Annotated in this window: 17 protein-coding genes; 7 read left to right on the top strand and 10 right to left on the bottom strand. The window is 72.8% G+C overall.

Going from position 1 to position 16015, the window contains the following annotated elements; translation table 11 throughout:
* Positions 1–40: 40 nt before the first annotated feature.
* Together OG550_RS17935 and OG550_RS17930 are read right to left on the bottom strand one after the other, a co-directional pair.
* Complete coding sequence (locus tag OG550_RS17935; protein ID WP_442906012.1) at positions 41–541, bottom strand: tRNA adenosine deaminase-associated protein; 501 nt, start codon at positions 539–541, stop codon at positions 41–43.
* Positions 542–832: 291 nt separating this feature from the next.
* Positions 833–1069, bottom strand: a complete 237-nt coding sequence (locus OG550_RS17930; protein ID WP_327678767.1) for a hypothetical protein — start codon at positions 1067–1069, stop codon at positions 833–835.
* A 173-nt stretch (positions 1070–1242) separates the two neighbouring features.
* On the opposite strand from OG550_RS17930, the gene upp reads away from it, so the two are divergent.
* Entirely contained in the window at positions 1243–1878 is a 636-nt protein-coding gene (gene upp / locus OG550_RS17925) for a uracil phosphoribosyltransferase (protein WP_327678765.1), read from the top strand.
* A gap of 75 nt (positions 1879–1953) precedes the next feature.
* Here the strand turns inward: upp and OG550_RS17920 are convergent, their stop codons facing one another.
* Together OG550_RS17920 and OG550_RS17915 are read right to left on the bottom strand one after the other, a co-directional pair.
* Complete coding sequence (locus OG550_RS17920; protein WP_327678763.1) at positions 1954–2625, bottom strand: LytR C-terminal domain-containing protein; 672 nt, start codon at positions 2623–2625, stop codon at positions 1954–1956.
* A 266-nt stretch (positions 2626–2891) separates the two neighbouring features.
* On the bottom strand, positions 2892–3188 hold the full coding sequence (locus tag OG550_RS17915; RefSeq protein ID WP_030061387.1) for a type II toxin-antitoxin system VapB family antitoxin: 297 nt from the start codon (positions 3186–3188) through the stop codon (positions 2892–2894).
* Positions 3189–3335: 147 nt separating this feature from the next.
* Here OG550_RS17915 and OG550_RS17910 point away from each other — a divergent pair, with 147 nt between their 5' ends.
* Complete coding sequence (locus OG550_RS17910) at positions 3336–5060, top strand: helicase HerA-like domain-containing protein (RefSeq protein WP_327678761.1); 1725 nt, start codon at positions 3336–3338, stop codon at positions 5058–5060.
* 58 nt (positions 5061–5118) lie between these two features.
* On the opposite strand, the gene OG550_RS17905 is transcribed toward OG550_RS17910, so the two are convergent.
* On the bottom strand, positions 5119–6282 hold the full coding sequence (locus OG550_RS17905) for a hypothetical protein (protein ID WP_327678759.1): 1164 nt from the start codon (positions 6280–6282) through the stop codon (positions 5119–5121).
* Positions 6283–6423: 141 nt separating this feature from the next.
* Complete coding sequence (locus OG550_RS17900; protein ID WP_327678757.1) at positions 6424–7119, bottom strand: rhomboid family intramembrane serine protease; 696 nt, start codon at positions 7117–7119, stop codon at positions 6424–6426.
* Between the two features lie 115 nt (positions 7120–7234).
* On the opposite strand from OG550_RS17900, the gene OG550_RS17895 reads away from it, so the two are divergent.
* Positions 7235–7753 (top strand): YbhB/YbcL family Raf kinase inhibitor-like protein, encoded by a 519-nt coding sequence (locus OG550_RS17895; RefSeq protein WP_327678755.1) that lies wholly within the window; start codon positions 7235–7237, stop codon positions 7751–7753.
* Positions 7754–7929: 176 nt separating this feature from the next.
* Here the strand turns inward: OG550_RS17895 and OG550_RS17890 are convergent, their stop codons facing one another.
* Positions 7930–8898 (bottom strand): helix-turn-helix transcriptional regulator, encoded by a 969-nt coding sequence (locus tag OG550_RS17890; RefSeq protein ID WP_327678753.1) that lies wholly within the window; start codon positions 8896–8898, stop codon positions 7930–7932.
* 155 nt (positions 8899–9053) lie between these two features.
* Between OG550_RS17890 and OG550_RS17885 the strand changes: the two genes are divergently transcribed.
* Positions 9054–10547, top strand: coding sequence for an MFS transporter (locus OG550_RS17885; RefSeq protein WP_327683948.1), 1494 nt, complete (start codon positions 9054–9056; stop codon positions 10545–10547).
* Between the two features lie 241 nt (positions 10548–10788).
* The gene (locus OG550_RS17880; protein ID WP_327678751.1) at positions 10789–11127 is read left to right on the top strand and encodes a DoxX family protein; all 339 of its coding nucleotides are present in this window, start codon (positions 10789–10791) and stop codon (positions 11125–11127) included.
* 73 nt (positions 11128–11200) lie between these two features.
* Here the strand turns inward: OG550_RS17880 and OG550_RS17875 are convergent, their stop codons facing one another.
* From OG550_RS17875 to OG550_RS17865, 3 genes are all read right to left on the bottom strand, one after another.
* On the bottom strand, positions 11201–11815 hold the full coding sequence (locus OG550_RS17875) for an HhH-GPD-type base excision DNA repair protein (RefSeq protein WP_327678749.1): 615 nt from the start codon (positions 11813–11815) through the stop codon (positions 11201–11203).
* Positions 11816–12000: 185 nt separating this feature from the next.
* The gene (cyaB, locus tag OG550_RS17870; RefSeq protein ID WP_327678747.1) at positions 12001–12555 is read right to left on the bottom strand and encodes a class IV adenylate cyclase; all 555 of its coding nucleotides are present in this window, start codon (positions 12553–12555) and stop codon (positions 12001–12003) included.
* Positions 12556–12632: 77 nt separating this feature from the next.
* Complete coding sequence (locus OG550_RS17865) at positions 12633–13439, bottom strand: TetR/AcrR family transcriptional regulator (protein ID WP_327678745.1); 807 nt, start codon at positions 13437–13439, stop codon at positions 12633–12635.
* 153 nt (positions 13440–13592) lie between these two features.
* On the opposite strand from OG550_RS17865, the gene OG550_RS17860 reads away from it, so the two are divergent.
* Positions 13593–14294: an NAD(P)-dependent oxidoreductase gene (locus OG550_RS17860; RefSeq protein WP_327678743.1), complete on the top strand. Its 702-nt coding sequence runs from the start codon at positions 13593–13595 to the stop codon at positions 14292–14294.
* A gap of 300 nt (positions 14295–14594) precedes the next feature.
* Complete coding sequence (locus tag OG550_RS17855) at positions 14595–15932, top strand: helix-turn-helix domain-containing protein (RefSeq protein ID WP_327678741.1); 1338 nt, start codon at positions 14595–14597, stop codon at positions 15930–15932.
* Positions 15933–16015 lie beyond the last annotated feature (83 nt).

The following is a 16015-nucleotide window of genomic DNA, read 5'->3' as shown; positions in this document are numbered from 1 at the left end:
ATGGCGGGCATCCGGCCGTCCGGGTGACGGACACGGACCGTTACCGGACCGCCTCCAGGACCTCGCCGCAGCCGAGCGCCTCGGCGATCTCCTCCAGGGCGTCGCCCGGCACCGCGCCCTCGCCGCTGAGGGAGAGCAGGGCGTCCGCGGCGAAGCCGAACTCGGTCAGCAGGTGGGCGTCGCCGAGCGGTCCGACCGGGACACCGCCGTGGGTGCCGCCCTCCTCGTCGTCGTCCTGCTCCTCGGCCTCCGCCTCCTCCTCCAGCTCGGCGACCAGGTTGTCGAGGTCGCCGAACTCGCTCTCGCCGGCCTGGTCGACCAGCTCGTCGGTGAGGACGGAGCCGTAGGAGCTGCGGGCGGCGGCGGCGCCGTCCGACACGAAGATCCGCGGGTCCTCCTCGCCGTCCACCCGGACGATGGCGAACCAGGCGTCCTCCTGTTCAATGAAGACCAGGACGCTGTCGTCGTCCTGGGTCGCCTCCCGGGCCAGGTCGGCCAGATCGGCGAGGGTTTCGACGTTGTCGAGTTCCGTCTCGCTCACATCCCACCCGTCCTCGGTGCGAGCAAGCACTGCAGCGAAGTACGCCACCAGGGACACTCCCCAAGATCTCGGTCTCGGCTGTCGGCGCTCTCGGGCAACGCGGAACTGGCCGCCCCCGCGCCAGAGGCGGTCCGCTGTTCGGACCGTCCCATCGGAATCGTGACAGAAAGCCCGGCTCTGCGGGGGGTGTTCTGCAGCGCGTCTTTGCAGGTCGTGTCGGAAGGGTTGGCCGCCGGACGGCGAACGGGCGACCGGGTGGGAGGGGGACTGTGGAGAAGCCGTGGAGGCTTGTCAGATCCGGAAGGTTCGCATCCGCATCGCCTCGCGCATCCGGCGCTCCTTGGTCCGGCGGGGCTGGACCCGCTCGCGCAGCTCGCGCGCCTCGGTGAGCTCGCGCAGGAAGACGGCACGCCGCTTGCGGCGTTCCGCCTCGGTCTCCGGGTGGTCCGGAGGCGGGCTGAAACGGCCGCCCGACGAGGTCCCGGCCCCGTCCGCCGAGCCGTCCCCGCTGTTCGGGTTGCTCGTCATAAGACGTGACTTTCCCAGATCGGCCCGATTGATACCACAGGAAGAGGGTCCGTCCGGACGTTCTCGGCGCGTCACGGCGCGTCACGGCCGAGTGGGGGACGGACGGGGTGCGGCGCGCCCGCGGCTGGCACGGTGTGTCGTACGGGCGTCCGGGCGCGGGCTAACCTCGATGCATGCGGATCCACGTCGTCGACCACCCCCTGGTCGCCCACAAGCTCTCCACCCTGCGCGACGAGCGCACCGACTCGCCGACCTTCCGTCGCCTGACCGACGAGCTGGTGACTCTCCTCGCGTACGAGGCCACCCGGGACGTCCGCACCGACGAGGTCGAGATCACCACCCCGGTGGCGGTGACCACCGGCACCCGGCTGTCCTACCCGCGCCCGCTGGTGGTGCCGATCCTCCGGGCCGGCCTCGGCATGCTGGACGGCATGACCCGGCTGCTGCCGACCGCCGAGGTCGGCTTCCTCGGCATGGTGCGCAACGAGGAGACCCTGGAGGCCTCCACGTACGCCACCCGGATGCCGGACGACCTCTCCGGCCGCCAGGTCTACGTGCTCGACCCGATGCTGGCCACCGGCGGCACGCTGGTCGCGGCGATCCGGATGCTGATCGAGCGCGGCGCCACCGACGTCACCGCCGTCGTGCTGCTGGCCGCCCCCGAGGGCGTCGCGGTGATGGAGAAGGAGCTGGCGGGCCTGCCGGTCACCGTCGTCACCGCCGCCGTCGACGAGCGGCTGAACGAGAACGGCTACATCGTCCCGGGCCTCGGCGACGCCGGCGACCGGCTGTACGGCACGGCCGGCTGAGTCCCCCGTACGAGTGAGGAGAGCCCCCCGGCGCATCGCCGGGGGGCTCTCCTCGTCCGTGGTCCGGGCTGCGGCTCAGCAGCTGCCGGTGGTGCTCGGGGCCGGTGTGGGCTTGGTGGCCAGGGCCAGTGCGGCGGCGGCCTGGGTATCGTCGAGCAGCGCGTTGTAGCTGTCGCCGATCACGAAGTCCACGGTGCCGTCGGTGCGGGTGTCGGCCGTGCTGGTGGCGCCCGCGATCACCGAGCCGACCAGGGTGGAGGCTCCGGCGCCGGCCGGACCGGCGATCACCTGGGCGGTGCCGGGCACCTTCTTGTCCAGCTCGGCGGGCGCGTTGCCGACCTTGCCGATGGTGAAGCCGCGTTTCTTCAGCTCCTCGGCGGTCCGGGCGGCCAGTCCGGCCTTGGCGGTGGCGTTGTAGACGTTCACGGTGACCGTGGCCGGCTGGGGGATCGCGTGCGGGTCGACCGGGGCGCCGGGGGCTCCCGGGGCGGTCGGCGTGGCGTCCGGGGCGGGGGCGGCCAGCGGCTTGCCGGAGGGGGAGGCGCAGGCCTGCGCCGTGGCGTGCTTGCCCTTCCCGCTGAAGATGTCCCAGAGCTGGACGCCGCCGAGGCCGATCAGCGCGAGCGCGAGCAGCGCGCCGATCAGGGCGAACACCTTGCGGCTCTTCCTCGGCGGTCGGCCCAGCCGCGGATAGGCGTTGCCGGTGATGCGGTACTGCTTCCCCTTCAGGCCTTGGGGAGTCAACATGCTCACGGTTTGTCTCCCCCTCGTACCAGGGCGGGGATCGGGTGACGGGCCGGCCGGGGCGCGGTGTCGGAACGGGGCCGCGGCCGTAGTCAGCAGATTAGTGCCGTACGGCTGCGAAGGTACTAAACGATCATCATCTGGAGTACACCGGCACCCGAAAGGGGGTACCCGGGTACGAACGGACCGCCCTCCGGTGGTGACCGGAGGGCGGTCCGACGTCGTGTGAGGGATCGGCTAGCCCGACGTCCCCGTCGGCGGCCGGTCCGTCATTCCATTTCGAGGACACGGGCGTGCAGCACCTGGCGCTGCTGCAGCGCGGCGCGGACCGCCCGGTGCAGCCCGTCCTCCAGGTACAGGTCGCCGTGCCACTTCACGACGTGCGCGAAGAGGTCCCCGTAGAAGGTGGAGTCCTCCGCGAGGAGGGTCTCCAGGTCCAGCTGGCCCTTGGTGGTCACCAACTGGTCGAGTCGCACCGGGCGCGGGGCGACGTCCGCCCACTGGCGGGTGCTGGTACGGCCGTGATCCGGGTACGGCCGCCCATTGCCGATGCGCTTGAAGATCACACGGAAAGCCTACCGTTTGGGCGGCGGATGGCGCAGCAGCCGCGGCGCCGCCACGCGCTCGGGTGCGAGCTGCGGGCAGCGGAATGCGGCTGTTTCATGGGAAATGTCGCGAAGGTCCATCCGCTGTTCTGCCCTGGAGTGTGCCCGATGTCCCCTGCCGAGCCGCCTTCCCCGCCGTCTTCCGCCACCGGCGTGTCGCCGGGCGGCGGGTCGCCCGGCGGGTCGTCGGGCACGTCGCCCGGCACGGTCCCCGGAGGGGCGACCGGTGCCGTCGTGCCGGCCGCGGTCCGCGAGATCGCCGACGGCTACGCCTTCACCGGGCCCGCACTCGACCTCGGCGCGGTGCTGCTGGACGGCACCGCCCACCCGGACGCCCAGGTGCGGGTGCCGCTCGGCGTGCTCAACCGGCACGGGCTGGTGGCGGGCGCGACCGGCACCGGCAAGACCAAGACCCTCCAGCTGATCGCCGAACAGCTCTCCGCCCAGGGGGTGCCGGTCTTCCTGGCCGACATCAAGGGCGACGTCTCCGGCGTGGCCGCGCCCGGCCTGCCCGGGGAGCGGACCGCCGCCCGGGCCGCCGAGGTCGGGCAGGACTGGCGGGCGCAGGGCTGCCCGGCCGAGTTCTACGCGCTCGGCGGCCTCGGCACCGGCATCCCGCTCCGGGCCACGGTGACCAGCTTCGGCCCGCTGCTGCTGTCCAAGGTGCTGGACCTGAACGAGACCCAGGAGTCCTCGCTCGGCCTGGTCTTCCACTACGCCGACCGGAACGGGCTGGAGCTGTACGACCTCAAGGACCTCACCGCGGTGATCACCTTCCTCGGCTCGCCCGAGGGCAAGGAGGAGCTGAAGGGGATCGGCGGGCTCTCCGCCGCCACCGCCGGGGTGATCCTGCGTTCGCTGACCATGCTGGAGAACGAGGGCGCCGGAGCGTTCTTCGGCGAGCCGGAGTTCGACACCGCCGAGCTGCTGCGGACGGCGGCGGACGGCCGGGGCACGGTGTCGGTGCTGGAACTGCCGGCGGTGCAGGACCGGCCGCGGCTCTTCTCGACCTTCCTGATGTGGCTGCTGGCCGACCTCTACCAGGAGCTGCCCGAGGTGGGCGACCTCGACCGGCCCAAGCTGGTCTTCTTCTTCGACGAGGCGCACCTGCTGTTCAAGGGCGCCTCCAAGGCGTTCCTGGAGGCGATCACCCAGACCGTTCGGCTGATCCGGTCGAAGGGGGTCGGGATCTTCTTCGTCACCCAGACGCCGAAGGACGTGCCGGCGGACGTGCTGGCGCAGCTCGGCAACCGGGTGCAGCACGCGCTGCGGGCCTTCACCCCGGACGACGCCAAGGCGCTCAGGGCGACCGTCTCGACCTTCCCGAAGTCGCCCGCGTACGACCTGGGGGAGGTGCTGACCTCGCTCGGGACGGGCGAGGCGGTGGTCACGGTGCTCTCCGAGAAGGGCGCGCCGACCCCGGTCGCGGCGACCAGGCTGCGCGCGCCGCAGTCGCTGATGGGGCCGATCGAGCCGGCCGCGCTGCGGGCGGCGGTGGACGGGTCGGCGATCGCGGCGAAGTACCGGGACGCGATCGACCGGGAGTCGGCGTACGAGAAGCTGGCGGCGCGGGCGGCCCGGCCGGAGGCGGAGCCCGTCCCGGGGCCGGGTGCCGGGCAGGGTCCGGGTTCGGGTTCGGGTTCGGGTTCGGGGGAGGGGCCGCGGCGGGAGTCGCAGGGTGCGCGGGAGGGTGACGGGGAGAAGGCGGGCGGCGGGCTGCTCGGGTCGCTGCTGAGCAACCCGGCGCTCAAGTCCTTCGCCCGGTCCGCCGGGACGCAGCTCGGGCGGGAGATCTCCCGGAGCCTGTTCGGGACGTCCCGGCGGCGCAGGTGAGGTGAGGTGAGGGCGGGGAGGGGCGGGGCGGAGGCGAAGGGGGCCCGGCGGACCGGGGTCAGGCGAGCGCGGCGCCGATCCGGTCGAGCGAGGAGAGCCGCATCAGGCCGTAGTTGTAGAACTCCACCTCGGGCACGCCCAGCTCGCGGAGGACGGAGATCTTGGCGGCGAGGTTCGCCGGGCCGTCGCAGTCCGAGGCCATCGGCCGCAGGATCACCGCCATGTCCTGGGGGCGCACCCCGTGCAGGGCGAAGGCGGCGATCTTCTCGCGGACCGCCTCCGGGGTGCGCGCGTAGCCGAGCGTCTCGATCTGGTGGGCCGCCCCGGCCAGCCCCGGCAGGTCGATGCCGGACAGCCAGCCGGTGCCCGGGCCGCCGCCGTCCATGAAGCTCAGCCGCATGCCGTGCTGCCGCGCCGCCCCGGCGACCTCGGCGGCCAGCGAGGTCACCGTCGCCGCGGAGGCGTCCACGTAGGCGGCGACGGCGCCGTCGGCGAGCTCGTCCAGTGCGGCGGGCTCGGCGGCGGCCGCGTCGTCGGCCAGCCGGCGGCGCAGCTCGGTGCGGACGGCCCCGGCCACCTCGTCGGCCGGCACGCCCGCGCGGACGGCGGCGGCGCGGCAGTGGTCGCAGAAGCAGAGGCCGAGCAGTGCCTCGGTGACCGGGCCCAGCTCCTCGAAGTAGCGCTCGTGGTGGTAGCCGTGGCGCAGGCCGTGGAAGTGCAGCGACTCGGCCCGGATCGCGTCCACCCCGTACCGGGCCAGCTCGGCCACCAGGGTCACGGCGTAGGCGCGGACCTCCGGGTTGGCCGGACAGAGCTCGGTGAGGTGGCGGTCCCCGAAGGCGTTGGCCGGTGCGCAGTCCGGGTGCTCGAAGCCGAGCCGGTCGTTGTGGCAGAAGACCGTCCAGGCGTGGAGCTTCATGCCCCGGCGGTCGGCCTCGGCGGCGGCCTCGGCGAACGGGTCGCGGTCGCCGATCGCGGTGGACGGCACCGGCCGCAGCCGCTGCCCGGACCAGAGCGCCGGGTCGGGGCGGAAGTAGGCGGCGCCCGGTTCCAGGTAGCGGATCACCCGGTGCGGGTTGTGCGGGAAGACGTCGCGGGCCTCGTGGTAGACCGAGGCGAGGGTGACGCCGCCGACCCCGGCCCGGTCGGTGAGGTTGCCGAAGAAGGTGTCGGCCCCCTCGTCGATCAGGTCGGTGGCGAAGGCGAGGACGGACGACTCCACGGTGCGGCTCCGGAGCAGGGGGCGAGGTGCGTACTCACGCTAACCGCAGGGGCGGGAATGGTCTATACCTGACCTGGCGGTTCGGTGCCGCGGCGCACGTCGGGACCCGGCTCGGGGCGCACCGGAGGGCCGGGAGACGCCCTAGATGCCCAGATCGTCGAGTTCCTTGAGCAGATCGGCGCGGGCGCCGGAGTGCGTGCCGGTGCCGCCGGCCGTGCCGGTGCCGCCGCCGCCCGTGCCCGCGGCGGCGGGCCGGGGCTTCGGCGTACGGTCGCGCAGCAGCCAGGCTCCGGCCAGTCCGCCGACCAGCCCACCGAGGTGACCCAGCCAGCTGACGCCCTGCGCGCTCGGCAGGACGCCCAGCAGGAGGTAGGAGTACAGCGCGCCGACGACCAGGCCGATGGCGGTGTCCAGCAGGTTGCGGTCGAAGATCCCGCGCAGCGCCACGTAGCCGAAGTACCCGTAGACCAGGCCGCTGGCCCCGGCCGTCACGGCCTCCGGGCGCTCGAAGAGCCAGACGGTGAGCCCGCCGGCCACCACGATCAGCAGCGTCGCCAGCAGGAACCGCTTGATGCCCCGGTACGCGGCGAGGAAGCCGAAGGCGAACAGCGGCCAGGAGTTGGCCTGGATGTGGTCCCAGCCGAAGTGCAGCAGCGGCATGGTGAACATGTCGGGCAGCTCGTCCAGCCGTCCCGAGCTCATGCCGTACTCGTAGGAGAGGCGGTAGTCGTCGAGCCAGTTCGCCACCTGGACCGCCCAGATGACGGCCAGTGCGCCGAGCATCGTGAACAGCGCCAGACGGGAGTCGCGGAGCAGACGGGCGAATCGGGGGGCCATGGAACCGACTGTAGGGCCGGGCCGGGGGATCGGTCACCCCACTAAGGTGAATCGTGCCGATCAACCCCGGCCCGGTCCCGGGCCGTTCCCGACCCGTCGAGAGGTGACCCTCCCCATGAGCGTCCGTCCGCCGCTCCCGTACGAGTTCCTGCCGCAGGTCCCGTCCTTCGAGCTGACCAGCGAGGACGTCACCGAAGGCGGCACGCTGGCCGAGGAGTTCATCCACGCCGGGGCCAACCTCTCGCCGCAGCTGTCCTGGTCCGGCCTGCCCGAGGGCACCCGCTCCATCGCCGTCACCTGCTACGACCCGGACGCCCCGACCGGCTCCGGCTGGTGGCACTGGCTGGCCCTGGACCTGCCCGCCGACACCACCGGGCTGCCGCGCGGCGCCGGCGCCTCCGACGCCGACCTGCCGGGCGAGCGCTCCTTCCACGGGCGCAACGACTTCCCCGGCAACAAGTACGACGGCGCCGCCCCGCCGCCCGGACCGGCCCACCGCTACGCCTTCGCGGTGCACGCGCTGGACGTGGACGCGCTGGACGTCGCCGCGGACCTCCCGCCGGCCCAGATCGGCTTCAACATCACCTTCCACACCCTGGCCCGCGCGGTGCTCACCGCCGAGTACGGGGTCTGAGGACCGCCCGGCCCCGGTCCCCGGCCGCCTACCCGCTGCCGCCGCCTTCGCCGACGCCGCCGCCCGTTCGACCGCGGGCGGCGGCGTCCGGCGTTCCGGGCCGGGCGGCGGGCCGTCGGGTTCGGCGGGGCGGGCTCGGCGGCGCGTGTTCGGAGTGGCGGGCTCGGCGGGGTGGGTCAGCTCCCGGCGTCGGCCGCGCGCGCGGCCCGGGCGGCGAGGGCGCGCAGGTGGGCGTGCATCTCGGGTGGCTCGTGCACTTCGAAGTCGCAGCCCAGCATGAGCAGCCGCATCGCGAGCCACTCCAGGGAGTCGGCGCGGGAGCGGAGCCGGCAGGTGTGCTCGTCGACGGGCTCCACCTCGGTGTCGCCGTTGCGGTTCAGCCAGCGCTCGACCTCGGCGGCGGGCAGGTGCAGGGTGGCGTCCAGGGTGTAGGCGGGGGCGAGGCGGCGGAGCTTCTCCGCCACGTAGGCGGCCGCGTCCTCGGCCGGGAGCGGCCGGGGGGTGAAGCGGGCGCCGGTGGCGAGGGGCTCGCTGATCCGGTCCACCCGGAAGATCCGCCAGTCCTCGCGGTCGAGGTCGAAGCCGACCAGGTACCAGCGCCGGCCGGCCGAGACCAGCCGGTTCGGCTCCACCTGCCGCCGGGTCTCGGCGCCGTCGCCCGCCCGGTAGCCGAAGCGGAGGCGCTCGTGGTTGGCGACGGCGTTGGCGAGCACGGTGAGGTCCTCCGGGTCGACGGTCGGGCCGTCGCCGCCGAGCAGCGGGAGGGTGGCCTTGTCGAGGGCGGACACCCGGTGGCGGAGGCGGCCGGGCAGCACCTGGAGCAGCTTGCCGAGGGCGCGGACGGAGGCCTCCTCGATGCCCACCACCGCGTGTCCGGCCGCCGCCCGGAGGCCTACGGCGATGGCCACCGCCTCCTCGTCGTCCAGCAGCAGCGGCGGCATCGCGGTGCCCGCGACCAGCCGGTAGCCGCCGATCGGCCCCATGGTGGCCTCGACCGGGTAGCCGAGCTCGCGCAGCCGGTCGATGTCGCGCCGGATGGTGCGCGGACTGACCTGGAGGCGCCCGGCCAGCTCGCTGCCGGGCCACTCGCGCGGGGTCTGGAGGAGGGAGAGCAGGCTCAGGAGTCGTGCCGGAGTGTCGGTCATGGGATCCAGGGTGCCGGAAGTCTGGGACAGGATCTGGCCTAGATGCCTCCTACTGTCGTCCCGTGCTGAGGAACGGCGACGAGGAGCGTGCGGTGGGTATTGCGGTTTCGGACCGGGCGACGGACCGGCGGAGGTGGATCGCGCTGGCGATCGTGATGACGGCCTCCTTCATGGACCTGGTGGACGTCACGATCGTGAACATCGCGATCCCGAGCATCCAGGAGTCGACGGGTGCGTCGTTCTCCGCGGTGCAGTGGGTGACCGGCGGGTACGCGCTGGCGTTCGCGATCGGTCTGATCACCGGTGGCCGGCTGGGTGACATCCACGGCCGGAAGCGGCTGTTCCTGATCGGCATGGGCGGCTTCACGCTCGCCTCGGCGCTGTGCGGGCTGGCGGGCGGGGCCGAGATGCTGGTCGCGATGCGGATCCTGCAGGGCGGGACGGCGGCGCTGATGGTGCCGCAGGTGCTGTCGATCATCCACGCGACCTTCCCGGCGGAGGAGCGCGGCAAGGTGTTCGGCCTGTTCGGCGCGGTGGTCGGGCTGGGCGCGGTCACCGGTCCGCTGATCGGCGCCCTGCTGACGGAGTGGGACCTGTTCGGGCTGGGCTGGCGGCCGATCTTCCTGATCAACCTGCCGGTCGGTGTGGCCGGGCTGCTGCTCGGCCGGGTCTTCATCGGCGAGTCGAAGGCCGAACGGGCGCTGAAGCTCGACCTGGTGGGCGTGGTGCTGGCCAGCGCCGCCCTGCTGATGCTGATCTACCCGCTGACCCACGGCCGGGAGGCCGGCTGGCCGCTCTGGGGCCACCTGGTGATGGCCGGGAGCGTGCCGGTGTTCGCCCTGTTCGTGGCCTACGAGCGGGTGAAGGAGCGGCGGGACGGCTCGCCGCTGGTGGAGCTGTCGCTGTTCCGGGTCAGGAGCTTCGCCGCCGGGATCGGGGTGCAGCTGACCTTCGGGGTGGTCTCCGGGATCTTCTTCCTGGTCTGGACGCTCTACATGCAGCTCGGACTCGGCTGGAGCCCGCTGAAGGCCGGTGCGACGGGCATCCCGTTCTCGATCGCGATCTCGGTCGCGGCCGGGCTCTCGGTCCAGCAGCTGGTGCCGCGGTTCGGGCGGAAGGTGCTCCAGGCGGGGGCGCTGGTGATGGGGCTGGGCGTGCTGCTGTACATCGGCGAGGCCGAGCGGTACGGCACGGGCATCGCGCCCTGGCAGATGGCGCTGCCGCTGGTGGTGATGGGCGCCGGGATGGGCCTGATCGTCGCGCCGATCACGGACTCGGTGCTGGCCGAGGTGCCCAAGGAGCACGCCGGTTCGGCGTCCGGGCTGATCAACACGGTGAACCAGGTGGGGCTGGCGCTGGGGCTCGGGCTGGTCTCGGTGGCGTTCTTCGGTGCGATTCCGGCTGCGGCCCCCTCGGTGGGGGACGCGTTCGGGGCGGCGTTCGTGCACGCGATGTGGTGGGTGCTCGGGGTGCTGGCGGTGGTCTTCCTGCTGATGTTCGCGCTGCCGGCGCGGCGGTCGGCCGGTGCGGGGAGCGTGGACGGAACGGGGAGCGTGGACGGAACGGGGAGCGTGGACGGAACGGGTGCTGCGCCCGGCGCCGCTGACGCCGCGTCGTCGGAGCGGCCGTCGGAGCCGGTGCTGGTCTGAGTGCCGCCGTGGAGGGCGGGCCCCGGTCGCGATGCGCGGCCGGGGCCCGCCGGCATGTCGGTCGAGGCGGGGACGGGCGGGGACGGGCGCGGCCGAACGGGGTCGCACGGGGGTGTTCGGGGCTGTTCGGGGGTGTGAGGCCGGGCCCGCGGAAGTTTTTCGGTACGGCTGTCACACGGGCGCGGTCCGGCGGGTCAGAGGAGTGAGAACGCAGCGAACGCCCACCGCACGAGGAGCCCCGATGTCCATCGCCTTCATCATCGTCACCGTCGTCGCCGCCCTCATGGCGGGCTTCTCGGCCTGGTCGGTGTTCACCCGCGCCGCCTACGTCGTGGAGCCGCTCGCCGAGTACGGCGTGCCCCGTTCGTGGTGGAACCTGCTCGGCGTGGCCAAGGCCGCCGGGGCGCTGGGCCTGCTGGCCGGACTGTTCGTGCCGGTGGTCGGAGTGCTGGCGGCGATCGGGCTGGTGCTCTACTTCACCGGCGCCGTGATCACCGTGCTCCGCGCCCGCTCGTACGCCCACGTCCCCTTCCCGCTGGTCTACATGGCGCCGGCCGTCGCCTCGCTGCTGCTGATCTGAGCGGTGGGAACGTCCGCCGCCGCCGGTACCCGGCACTCCACAGCGAGTGCCGGGTACCGGCGGTGACGGGCGCTCAGGCCCTGACCTTCGCCTTGGCGTCGGCCGCCGCCTTGGCCTCCTTGGCGGCGCGCTTCACCTCCTGCTTGTGGGCGCGCACCTGCTCCAGCGACTCCGGGCCGGTGATGTCCGCGACCGAGCGGAAGGCCCCCTCCTCGCCGTAGCCGCCGGCGGCCTCGCGCCAGCCGGCCGGCTGCACGCCGTACTGCTTGCCGAGGAGGGCCAGGAAGATCTGCGACTTCTGCTTCCCGAACCCGGGGAGGGCGTTGAGCCGGCTGAGCAGTTCCTTGCCGGTCGTCGCGCTCCGCCAGAGCGCGGCCGCGTCCCCGTCGTACTGGGCCACCAGGAACTGGCAGAGCTGCTGCACGCGTTTGGCCATCGCCGCCGGGTAGCGGTGCACGGCGGGCTTCTCGGACAGCAGTGCGACGAAGGCCTCCGGGTTGTACGCGGCGATCTCGTGCGCGTCGAGGTCCTTGTGCCCGAGCCGCTGTGCGATGGTGAGCGGCCCGGCGAAGGCCCACTCCATGGGCACCTGCTGGTCCAACAGCATCCCGACGAGCGCGGCGAGCGGGCTCCGCCCGAGCAGTTCGTCGGCCTCGGGCTGCTGGGCAAGCCGCACGGTGACGTTCATGGGGATGACCTCCTCGGAGCGTGGACTCGGGTCGCGCCCAGTCTGCTGGACGGGGGAGGAGGCGACGGCGTCAACACGCCAGAAGGGGTGGATTGCCCGGCGCGAGCGGGTGGTTCGTCGGCGGAGTTGTTTTGCTGTCGAGAAGGAGGCCCGTCGGACCTCGTGGTGGCGGGCGCGGACGCCGGTCACTCCAGGCCGAGGGTCAGGTGGGGGTAGCCGAGGTGGACGCGGGGCCCCAGCGGGGCGTCGAGCGAGGCGATGAACGCCTCCAGGCGGGCGGTGGCCTCCTCGACCGTGCGGGCGTCCCCCTTGAACTCGAACTCGACGAAGTCGCCGAGGCCGGCCACGGTGTCGAAGGCGACGGCGACCCCGTCGACGTGCCACTCCTCGCGGGTCTTATCGACCACGGTCAGTTCGGCGAAGTCGAGGGCGTCCAGGAGGCGGCGGACCGCCTCGGCGTCGGCGACCGTGCTCTCGTACTCGTCGCAGTGCGTCTTGACCGGCTCCGGAAGCGGGTGGAAGCGCTTGAAGTTGAGCGAGGCCGCGCCGTCCTCGACGCGGACGCGGAGCCACTCGGAGACCACCCGGTTGTCGAGGAAGTCCCGGTGCGGTGCGTTGTAGTAGGTGTCGACCTGGCGGCTCGGCCGGCCGGGGGCGGCGCCGCGGGCGGTGAGCCGGTCCTTCAACTCCTCAGGGGTGCCGAGGAGTCGGAACTTCTGCTCGATCTCGGTGTACTCCACGGCTGGTGCCCCCAGGGGTCGGCGGCGGGCGGGCGGGTCGACCGCCCGCCCGGGTGGTCCGGTCACCCGACACTCTGTCAGCCGTGCGGCACCGTGAGGCCCAGGGAGCGGACGAGTGCGCCGAGTTCCTGGTCGAAGAGCTTGTCGGGACTGGTGGTCTGCCGGCTCAGGTGGCCGTAGATCTCCAGGGAGACCATGCCGTGCAGCGAGCCCCAGAGGCGCAGGGCCAGCGCCACGCCGGCCGGGGGGAGGTCGGGGTAGGCCGGGCGGACCTTGGCCAGGAGGCCGGGGTCGAAGTCGGACCAGTCGAAGCCGGGCGCGTCGGCGGTGGCCGAGTCGGTGGCCGGGGCGGCGGCGGGGTCGGCGGCGGGTGGGGCGAACCCGGTGTTCTCGTGGAGGTGTCCGGCGTGCGGCCAGGCGGCGTCGGCCAGGCCGGCGAGTCCGGTGCAGACGCGGTGTGCGGCGTCCGGGGCGGCGCCGCCCTCGGGGGCGCGGTAGCCGGGGACGGGGTCGCCGTAGATGAGCCGGAAGCCCTCGGGGTTGCCCAGCGCCCATGACCGGAATGCGTGCGCCCAGGCGCGGATCCGGGTGGCCGGCTGCTCGATCGGCGTGGCGGCCCACGCGGCGTCGACGGCGTCGGCCAGGGCCGTGTAGACGTCGTCGATCAGCGCGGTGACGAGGTCGTCGCGGGTGGCGAAGTAGCCGTAGATGGCGTTGGCCGTCATGCCCATCTCCCGGGCGATGGCCCGCAGCGTGATGGCGTCCGGCCCGCCCGCTGCCATCAGGGCCAGCGCGACGCCCTTGATCTCCGCCGTCGTCTCGGCGCGCAGCCGCTCGCGGCGCCCGCGGGTGCTTCTCGTCGTCGTGCTCTCCGCGCTCTCCACGTCGATCACTGTACAGCGCCTCGATTCTGATTGCCGTATCGAAACTGCACGCCGTATAGTTTTGCCACGCCGTATCAAGTCGTGTCGAACGCACGGACGCATCGGACGTGTCGGACGCACCGGACGTGCCGTGCCGGACCACAGGGGAGAGCCATGCACATCGGAGTGATCGGAGCCGCCGGGACCATCGGCAGCCGTGTCGTCGCCGAAGCCCTCGGGCGGGGGCACCTGGTCACCGCATTCAGCCGGGACGCCGCCTGGATCCACGAGGAGCGGGAGAACGTCGTCTGGCGGAGCGTCGACGTCCTCGACGCCGGCAGCATCGCGGCCGCCCTGCCCGGGTTGGACGTGCTCATCAGTGCCTACCAGCCCGGCAACGCCGCCAGGGACATGGCCGACACCCTGCGCCGGTCGATCGCGGACCCCTCGGCCTACGCCACCGCTGCCCGGGCGCTGCTGAAGGCGCTGGAGGCCCACCCCCGCACCCGGCTGATCGTCATCGGCGGCGCCGGCAGCCTGGAGGTCGAGCCGGGCCTCGTCCGGGCGGATTCGGACGAACTCCTGCACGAGACCCTCGACAGGATCGGTCTGCCCCGGGACTACGCCGCCGCCGTACGCGGCCACCGGGACGCCCTGGACGTCCTGCGGACCTCCAACCGGCTCTGGACGTACTTCAGTCCGGCGGAGTCCATCGCCCCCGGCGAGCGCACCGGCCGCTTCCGGATCGGCGGCGACCAGCCGGTCCTCGACGCCGACGGGCAGAGTCGCATCTCGGCGGAGGATGCCGCCGTCGCCCTCGTCGACGAGGCCGAGCTGCCCCGCTTCGTCCAGCGCCGCTTCACGATCGGCTACTGACCCGCGGCGGCGGGCGCGTCCGGACAAGGGCGGGTCGGATGGGTCGGGTGGATGGGCGCTTCTCGACTCGGGGCGGGAGCTTGGTCCTTGGTGGACTTGTCGCCAATTCCCTTTGTCCGCAGGTCGCGTGGTCGTTGAATCGGCAATGGCGAGTGCCTTGAAAAGAGGAAACGGGAAACACTGTCAATCCCCGCTCGCCCCGCTGGCCCGCATGTCAATATTCATGCGGAAGCAGGGGGAGAGCCGCTTCCGGTCCGAGACGCAGGCACCTGGGTGGACGGTTCCTGGAAGGGGATTGGCATGCACAGGTCTAATGAATTCGGTCCCGAGCTGCGCAGACGGCGGATCGCTGCCGGACTGACACTCACCCGGCTTGCCGAGTTGCTCAGCTACAGCAAGGGCCACCTCAGCAAGATCGAGTGCGGACGAAAGGTCCCGCCGCCCGACCTGGCCCGTCGCTGCGACGCCCGCCTCGGCGCCGGTGGTGAACTGGAGAAGCTGGCGCCGCCCGAAGCCGGGACCGGGCGCGCATCGGGGGTGGACGACGGCCTGTTAGACGACGAGCCCCTGCTACTCAAAGTCGACCGGGACGGTGTCCGTTGGCCCGGTGGCCTTGGGCGGCGCCAACTGCTCGTGGCTGGGGCGACTTCGATACTGGGGCTGGGCTCAGTTGGTACCGGCGTGGAGCAGCACGTGGGCGGGGTGGGCGCGGTGGGGGCGCCGACCTGGCAGTCGGTGGATGCGGCGCCAGTCGAGATCTTCCGCTTGCAGTTCGACCAGATGCGTCTGCTGGGTCAGAGCACAGACCCCGCATTGCTGCTGCCGATGCTCACGGTGCAGACCCACACCCTGCGTGAACTCGCGCTCCAGGCTGACACGGTGGGGCGTGCAAGGCTGCTGAATCTGGCCGCCCGGTATGCCGAGTACGCCGGGTGGATGGCGCAGGAGGCCGACGACAATCCGTCTGCGCTGTGGTGGACCGCGCGTGCGGTCGAGTTGGCCGAGGCCGGTGGTGACCGCGACCTTGCTTCGTATGCACTCGTCCGAAGGGCCCTCGTCGCGTACTACGCGGGCGATGCGGCCCAGACCGTCCAACTCGTCGCCTCGGCGCAGGGAAGCGGCCTTCCGCCGCGCATCCGCGGCCTCGCTGCTCAGCGCGAGGCCCAGGGGCATGCTCTGGCCGGCGATCACGCTTCCAGCATGCGAAGCCTCGACAGGGCACGCGAGTTGCTGGCGCGGGCGGCGGCCGATGACGACGCCGGCGACCCGGTGCTCGGCACCGGCAACCTGGCTGACCCAGCCGCCATGGTCGCCGGATGGTGTCTCCATGACCTCGGCCGCCCCGCACAGGCAGCCGAGGCCCTTGACCGTGAGTACGCACGGATCCCCGTGCATGCCGTCCGCAGCCGCGCTCGGTACGGGCTGCGGCGGGCCCTCGCGCACGCGGCCGCCGGTGAGGTTGAGCACGCCTGTGTGTTGGCTGCCGAACTCCTACCGTTCGTGACGGCGTTGAGGTCGGCGACGATCGCCACCGATGTTGCCCGACTGGCCCGCGAGTTGGCCCGATTTCGGGCCAACGGAAAAGTGCTCGACCTGCAGGCCGCGCTCGCCGTGGCGCTCCACCCAGGGCAGCCGTAGGTCGGCGTACAGCAGACCGGACCCTTCGCCGTCTGCGCTGAACCTGCCCGGGCCGGCCCGGGTAATCATCCACTGGAGAGGTG

The sequence above is a fragment of the Kitasatospora sp. NBC_00458 genome, assembly GCF_036013975.1.
In the GTDB taxonomy this organism is placed as follows: Bacteria; Actinomycetota; Actinomycetes; order Streptomycetales; family Streptomycetaceae; genus Kitasatospora.
This window is presented reverse-complemented; position numbering and strand designations above follow the sequence as displayed.